This window comes from Odoribacter sp. N15.MGS-14, from assembly GCF_000980245.1.
Lineage (GTDB): Bacteria > Bacteroidota > Bacteroidia > Bacteroidales > Marinifilaceae > Odoribacter > Odoribacter splanchnicus.
Genome location: NZ_LARE01000017.1, coordinates 47802 through 55887, shown reverse-complemented (window position 1 = coordinate 55887; position 8086 = coordinate 47802). Strand labels below are relative to the sequence as shown.

Sequence of the window (8086 nt, the reverse complement as noted above, 5' to 3'; positions counted from 1 at the left end):
AAAGGGTATCGATTTTCCTATCCCCGGTTGTCTGATAAGCCATCCATACATAATCATAAGTCCTGCCCTTATCTTCCGACTGGATCACAGTAGGAATAAATAAACGGCTCAACAAATCACACCGGTAAACGGGTTCTATTCCGGTTACTTCGGTCCGATTCAGTTCGTGATAATCATAATTGCCTTTATCGTCATAGCATGACCAGCACAGTACAGGCAAGAATGCCAATAAAAATAAATATATCGTTCTCATAGTTCATTCATTATTAAGGGAAAACAACTTCTTTACCATTCTCGTCTTTTAAAGGTGGATTGTTTTTCGGATCTGCATTATATTCGGCTAATGCCTTTTTTATTTTAGCCAGGTAATAATTTCTCAAAGAGTAGGTGTCATAGTTATTTATGATATAAATCAAAAATTCATTATCCCACTTTTGTCCGGTGACATCGATCATAAAACGATGTTTTACCTCCGACCAATCCCCCAAATAAAGTTTATAGTAATAACTATTGTCTTTCCAACAGGTAGGACGTTCCAATTTATCCGAAATCGTGATACTTTTCACCAGTTTATTCACCTCCCCGGTCTGGAAGTCATCAGACGGTAATAACCGCAATACCAATTTCCGGGCATTTTTCCGCAAACCGGCATCTTCCCGTTTTACGATCACATTCAACTTCAATACATTCTGATTCGCCGGCAGTATCAACTCGTTTTTTTCGCCTAAAGATTCATAATGCACACCTGCTACTGCCGGAAATTCCATATCTACATAAGTGGAATCGACCACCTTTTCGGGTTCTTCCTCATCGTACGTATATTTCCATTCTTTGGTAACTTGTTCGAACCTGACGGTACGGGGATAATCCGTTACTTCCCCGACCGAGATCAGCTCGATTTGCACGGTATCTTTTTGTTTGCTTTCGGGATAATAAGCAAAAGTGTATACCTCTTCAGCCTTTGTCTTAAATTGTATCCGATCTGTTCCTTCGAAGGACATATATTCTTCCGAACAACTACAAATCATCGAGCAAGCCATCCCTATTCCCAATAAATATTTTAATTTCATACGTTCAAGCTTTTAATTATTCAAACTTAATTTCACTTTTCGGCAAAGGCAGTATATAAACCGCTTTGCTTCCTTCTGTATCGGTCCAAAGGATTGTTTTATCGCCCCTACGTTTGGCTTGGAAAAATTGCTGTCCTTCTCCGTAAAATTCTTTCTGGTACTCCTTGGCCACAAAAGCATTTTTCAGGTCGACAGTTGCGACATTTACAACGGAGATATTCCGGGCTGCGACCAACTCATCAACTAAAGGTTTATACTCTGTTTCCCGATCGGTACATTCGATCGCAATCAAATACATCTCGTACAAACGGATCAATGGCACTTCTTGTAAACCGGCATCAGGCATGCCATCCTGTTTATATTTCTCCAGAATATAACGGGTTCCCGACTTTTCAGTAATCTCATTCCATAAATAAGTCACCCGGTAATCGGTAACATCCGATTCGAAAATATCGGTTTTCACCTTGTCTTGATCCTGTTCTACTCCACCGGCGTTTAAAAAATAATCAGAAACAATATCGTTCAGATTATAGACATGTAAAGAAAAAAGATGCTCCGGGGAAGCAATATTGTCTTTTGCAGCAAAATCTGTCCCCTGATTCAATCTGAAATCTTTATTGGCGATAACCCGGCCTGCATACTCCGCTGCTTGGGATTTATCCTGAATCCACAAATAGAACCGGGCTTTCAATGCCAACACCGCCCAATAATTCAAGCGGTTTTGCCGATAACTGAAAAATTCATCGTTCATCCCTTTTTCTTCCACTTCTTTCAACAGAACTTCGGCGTCATTCAAATCTTTTTCCAGATAGCCCACATACTCTTCCCAGGTATTTACTTCATGATAATTTTTAGATACCGTACGTACATAAGACAATATCCTGTCTTTTGTCTGTTCACCCGGTATCGGGCCGAACAGCCGCAAAATATCCAGATGGCAGAAAGCCCTCATCGCCAATGCCTCTCCCTTGATCAGATCATGCATATCCGAAGTCAAAATCCCATTATCCACATAACCGAGCAGATTATTGATATTGACGATCGTATTGTAAAATTTCCCGTAGATATCTTCGATCAATCTTTCGACTTCGGCATTTTTATAATCATAAGCGGCGGTATACCCATCGGTCGCCTGCGGATCTGTCTTCCAATGCTGAGCCAGATTCTCACAAAACTCCATGGTCAACGTTTTCCCATACAGTTTACTGTCTTTCAACATAATATAATTACCGATCAAAGCATTCTTAAAGCCATTTTCATCCGAAAACATCTCTTTTTGCTCGACTTTATCTTTCGGATTGACGCTCAACCAATCGCTACATCCGGTCCCTAACAGGAGGCAGCCTATCATTATATAATAAATCGTCTTTTTCATGTTGCTGAAATTTTAAAAGGTTGCTGAAAGAGAGAAAGTAAATCTCCGGGAAAAAGGGTAGGCGATACCTCTTTCCTGCTTGATGCTCGATACGCGGAATAAATTATCCGTATTAAAAGAGAGAGATAAATATTGGGTTCCCAAGTGTTTTTTCACCCAAGGCTGTAAGAAATCGTATTTTACCTGTATGCTCTGACATTCGAGGGTATTCTCTTTTTGCACGAAACGGGATGACATCTGAGTTTCCTGCGTATTCTTGATATCTTTAAAGAAAGTATGATCCCCCGGATTTACCCAACGGTCTTTATACACCCTTCGGTCTACATTGTATCTGGTATCCGCATTCTCTACCCGATTCACCAAAGTTGAATTATATTGAGATCCCCCCAAGCGATAACCGAAAGACAGGTTCACACTCAAGTCGCGGAAAGTAAACATAGTATTGATATTTCCTCTGAATTTAGGATCGGTTACTCCACAGGCCACTTTATCACGGGCATCCCAATTGAATGTGACATTACCGAAGCGGTCGATAAACAATTCCTGTCCGGTACTGGGATCGATCCCCAGAGAAGGGACGACATAGATGGTCCGCAAAGCCTCTCCTTCCCGATACATGAAATTCGGGTTAGATCCTCCTTGTAATTCCAATTCCTCGTTGGCCACTTTCAATGCCTCGGAGATTTTGACAATCTCGTTCTTTTCATGAATGAAGCTGGCAGATACCGACCAAATGATATTCTTTTCCGTATTCCGGATGGGATATCCTGACAAAGCCACTTCAACTCCCTTATTCTTCACTTTACCGACATTATCTGTATAACTGGGGAAACCATTCGTCAAAGGAAGATACATTTCAGACAATAAATTATTAGTCTGGTTTGTATATATATCGGTTGTCACTTTCAAGCGGTTATGAAATGCTCCGATTTCCAATCCGAAGTTCCATTTGTCGGTTTTCTGCCATTCCAGGTCATCATTGGCCAGACCTTTCAGGTGGCTTCCGAACCAATACCGGTACCGATCGTCGGTATAATATTCATAAGTAGCAAGGGCCTGATAAGCATCGAAATTCACCGATCCGGTCACCGCATAAGAACCCCGCAATTTCAGACGATCCAGCCACAATACATTTTCCATAAACTTTTCTTTATGAATATTCCAACCGATCCCGAAAGAATAAAAGGGCGCGAAGCGTTTCGAACTACCGAACTGGGAGGCCCCGTCCATACGATAAGCAACGTCGGCGAAATAACGATTGTCGTAGATGTAATTCACATTCCCCGTTACACCGATGCGCCGGTTGAGCGATTCGGATCCGGTAGGTTTTCCATCTTTCTGGTATTGAAGAGCCATCGATAGAAATTTAATATTGGATTGGGGAAAACCTTCTACCTGAAATGTATAAGAATGCGATTTATCCTGGGCGAGATTATAATCCAAACCGACATAAAGCTCATGTTTTTCTTTGAAATTCCGGGAATAACTCAAAGTCAGACTCCAATCATAACTGAAGCTTTTCCCCGAAGAATAGATATATTCTCCTTTACGGAAAATCTGTTCATCCGAATAATCCTTAAATTTGGTATGGTCGGCAGGTTTAAAATTATCATAATCATTCACCTGTTTCGACAAACCGATGCGGGAACGCAAGGTCAGGCCTTCCCAGGGTTTCCATTCTACATCGAAATTATTGGTAATAGTCGTATAAGTCTTTTTATCGACCAAATCGAGCGTAGCATTGTAAAGCGGATTTTCAGGGGCTGTATTCCAAAAATCTCCTTTTTGTTCGAGTTCTTTCAACACTTTACCATCTTCTCCGCGTTCCCGCCAGTAAGGATTGAGTTTCACATACTGATCGAAGGATCCGTAAGGTGATTCATTCGATTCGCTCAGTCCGACTTCGAGGTTATTGCGGAACAATAATTTTTCTTGCTGATACATCAGGTTAATATTCCCGTTGAAAGTTTTCCGGTCGGACCCTTTCATCACCCCCAGGATATCGTTATATTGAACAGAAGCAGAATAACGGAAGCCGTCATTCCCTCCTCCTTCCAACCGCAGGTTGTGCTTGTGTCCTACACCCGTACGCAAAGGCTTCGACAACCAATAAGTATCGACTCCCCGTTCTACTTCTTGTTTGATCCTGGCCTGCCTTTTCCTCAACGCCATTTCCATATCGGCCCATTCGTTTTTATATAAACCGGCACTCTCTTCCAACTGAAGTTTTTCAGCAGCATTCAATACATCGTAATCGCTCAGATCAGGCACCTCGATATTCACACTTCCCCGATAAGACAACCTCAATTTTCCAGCCTCGGGTTGTTTAGTCTCGATGACAATCACTCCATTAGCTCCCCGGGATCCATAAATCGCGGTAGCCGAACCGTCTTTCAACAAAGTCACTGAACTAATATCCTCGTCGTTTAAATCCAGCATCCGGGTGAGACTGATCTCAAAACCATCCAGGATTATCAAGGGAGTATTCAAATCTACTTTCGTTTCATTTTTCAGGTCCTCTACCGTCGGTAAACTGGAAGTTCCCCGGATCTGTACTTCCGGTAAATGGTTCGGATCTGCCCCATAGACATTGTTTTCGATAATATTGAAGGTCGGATCGATATTTTTCAACGTAGATAATAAATTACGTCCCCGAAAAGATTTCAGTTCTTTCTCCGTAATTGTCGATACCGAACCGGTAAAACTCTCCTGAGATTTCTTAAAAATACCGGTTACCACAACTTCATCCATTTCGGCCACTTCCTCCTCTAATTTTATTTTCAATTCACTTTGGCCATTATACCGAACTTCCAAGGGTTTCATCCCGACAAAAGAAAAAGCCAACACAACCTCTTTGGTATCGGGTAATTCGAAACGGAATTTACCGTTCACATCGGTAGAGACTCCGAGCTGAGTTCCTTTGATCCGTACGGTTACCCCAGGCAAGGGTGTACCCCGGACATCCGTTACCTGTCCCTGAATAACCTGTACCTGTTTCGTCTGGGTAACCTCATCGAGTTTACGGATAATAATGGTCTTATCCGTAATATCGTACACCAGCTTCGTCCCTTGTAAACAGTTTTTCAATACCTCCTCGATCGTTGCATCCTTCATTTGTACATTCCGTTGAGTGATCCCTACCAAATCGGCATCACTATACACAAAACTAAAATCAGAATGAAGGCGGATTTCCTGAATCACTTCTTTGAGGGTTGCATTTTGTAAATTCAGGTCCAAACGCAACTGTTGTGCATAGACATTTGCTTTTATCTGCAAGGTCAATAGCAGTAAAAAAATAAAACTCGCTTTCATCACTAAAAAATGAATGATTTTTCTACACCCCGGACTAGGGTATAAAGACTTTTTTTTCATAATTTTGTATTTAAAGTTCAACAAACGCTCATTATCTGTTAGCAGCAGAAATGAACATGAATTTCAGGGCAGTGTTAGCAGCACTGCCTTTGTATTATCTGACAATCACTGTATTTTTATTTATTTCGAATTGTATTTTTCCTGTACTCTGCATTAGTTCCAACACCTGAGCAAATTTCTCATGCTTACGGATATTCAAAGAGAAAGGTATTTCTTTTGCTGCGGAAGTGGCATAAAACACCTCGAATGAATACCAACGCCCCAAGTCTTTCAAAATCCGCTCTAATGAACAATTATCGAACACCAATCGTCCGTCTTTCCAACCCACAAACAACTCAGTATCCACAGCAGCCACTTTCACGGCCTCTGTTTGTTTATCGAATACAGCTTGCTCCGAAGGTTTCAACTCATACACCTGTTTCCCGGCCGACACATTTACCCGGCCCGAGACCAGGGTCGTACGAATTTCTCTTTCATCGGCATAAGCCCTGATACCGAAAGTAGTGCCCAACACGTTGACCTGCATACCGCCGATATCGACGACAAACGGTTTCTCCGGATTTCGTTTTACCTCGAAATAAGCTTCTCCTTCCAATTTCACTTTGCGCAGATCGCCCGAAAACAGTACGGGATATTTCAAGCTGGATTCGGCATTCAAAAACACCTTCGAGCCATCGGCTAAAACCAAGGTATACTCTCCTCCCCGGGGCACTTTTAAAGTATGATATTCTTCCCCTCCCTTTACTCCCTCTTCGCAATACTTCAAAGAATCGGACCTCACCTCCCAATGTCCCCCCTGCATTTGTCCCCGGACAGCTGTTTCCCCCAAATCGATACTCGTTCCGTCGGCCAACTCGAGCACGGCATGGGATTTCCCAGGAATAAAAGGTACTGAAACAAGCGTTTTTTCTTGAGGAGTATGACTCAATTTTATAAAATAACCACTGGCAATCAATAAAGGGAGAAAGATGGCTGCGGCATAACGATACCAGCGGATCGTTCTCTTGCCCCTGTCCCGACCGACCGTTCTTTGCCGGATGATCTCCCATTCGGATTGGGTATCGGATTCATTTTTCACAAAACGACCTATACTCCGTTGCCAATGGGCAGAGGATAACAAACGCCGAAAAAGAAGTTCATGTGCTTCAGATGCAGCACGCCATCGCTCAAGCCCCCGGCTTTCTTCTTCATTCAATTGATCCCGGAGATAACGGAATATCAATCGGCTCAGGTGTCGTTGTGTTTTAATATTCATCACTTCAATCGCAGGTTGTTTCTATTATAACACGCAATCCCTGCTTTGGTGTAATATAAAAAGTCATTTTTTTTAATTTTAACTAAAAAATAGAAGTTGCAAGGGTTGCAGAAATTTAAGCCGACGAGTAGTTTTTGCGAAAAAACTTTCAGTTTGCCGAGACTCACTTCATTCTCGTCGAGAGCCCCAGGGCCTGTGTAGAATAATCTTTAATTCAATGATTCCCGACAGAAATCGAAGGATTGGTCATGCAATATCGACCCGGAAATATAGCCCAATGCCCCGTCCCTGTGGTTTATTAAGGAAATTGACAAAGAACCAGTAAGGAAAGAATATGTTTCAGGCGCTCACGCATATAATGGTTGGCATTATTCTTATGTTTTTTGACGGTATTTACCGTAATCTGAAGGATTTCAGCTATTTCTTCATGTTTTTTCCCTTCAAGGCTCAGGCGGTATACCTCCCGGCAAGCCGGAGGAAGTTCATTGAAAACTCCTAATAATAATTCGAATAATTCGGTTTCCAGGATATGATCCCAAAAAGATTCCAGTTCTTCTTCGTGGAGAGCCACTTCGGCATAACGATCTTTCACTCCCTGATGCCGGATCGTATTCAGACAACTATTTTTTACAGCCTTATACAAAAAAGCTTTGATCGTTTCTTCTGTTTTAAAATCAACTCTTTTCTCCCATAGACAAACAAACACATCCTGTACGACATCGTCGATCACCTCCCCCTCCTCGACATATTTCGCAGCAAAATAACGTAAGGCAGGAGCATATTTTTCATATAATATACGAAAAGCCTTTTCCTGTCCTACCGAAAAATCCCGGATAATATGTTCGTTTATATTTCCCAAGTCTGCCGTTTAAGAGAGTTATTCACCGATTCCATTTTTACAAAAGTGATTAAAAAATCTACCGACACCGAAATTTTCGAGTCAAAACAACGGCTAAAAATATAAATTAAATTCTAAATATACCGATTCTCTTTTGTTTTTGTATTTTTACCGTC

Annotated in this window: 6 protein-coding genes; all 6 read right to left on the bottom strand. The window is 41.7% G+C overall.

Annotated features, from left to right (window positions below):
• On the bottom strand, positions 1-253 hold a 253-nt coding region (locus WS34_RS05875), incomplete at its 3' end, for a PKD-like family lipoprotein (protein ID WP_046403719.1).
• Between the two features lie 13 nt (positions 254-266).
• Positions 267-1070 carry a DUF4843 domain-containing protein gene (locus WS34_RS05870; RefSeq protein WP_046403718.1) on the bottom strand — a complete coding sequence of 268 codons (804 nt, stop codon included), beginning with the start codon at positions 1068-1070 and terminating at the stop codon, positions 267-269.
• 16 nt (positions 1071-1086) lie between these two features.
• Positions 1087-2445, bottom strand: coding sequence for a RagB/SusD family nutrient uptake outer membrane protein (locus WS34_RS05865; protein ID WP_046403715.1), 1359 nt, complete (start codon positions 2443-2445; stop codon positions 1087-1089).
• 12 nt (positions 2446-2457) lie between these two features.
• The gene (locus tag WS34_RS05860; RefSeq protein ID WP_046403713.1) at positions 2458-5817 is read right to left on the bottom strand and encodes a SusC/RagA family TonB-linked outer membrane protein; all 3360 of its coding nucleotides are present in this window, start codon (positions 5815-5817) and stop codon (positions 2458-2460) included.
• Positions 5818-5911: 94 nt separating this feature from the next.
• The gene (locus WS34_RS05855; protein ID WP_046403710.1) at positions 5912-7072 is read right to left on the bottom strand and encodes a FecR family protein; all 1161 of its coding nucleotides are present in this window, start codon (positions 7070-7072) and stop codon (positions 5912-5914) included.
• 298 nt (positions 7073-7370) lie between these two features.
• A complete protein-coding gene (locus WS34_RS05850) occupies positions 7371-7931 on the bottom strand; it encodes an RNA polymerase sigma-70 factor (RefSeq protein ID WP_046403708.1) in 561 nt (186 codons plus the stop codon).
• Positions 7932-8086: the final 155 nt, after the last annotated feature.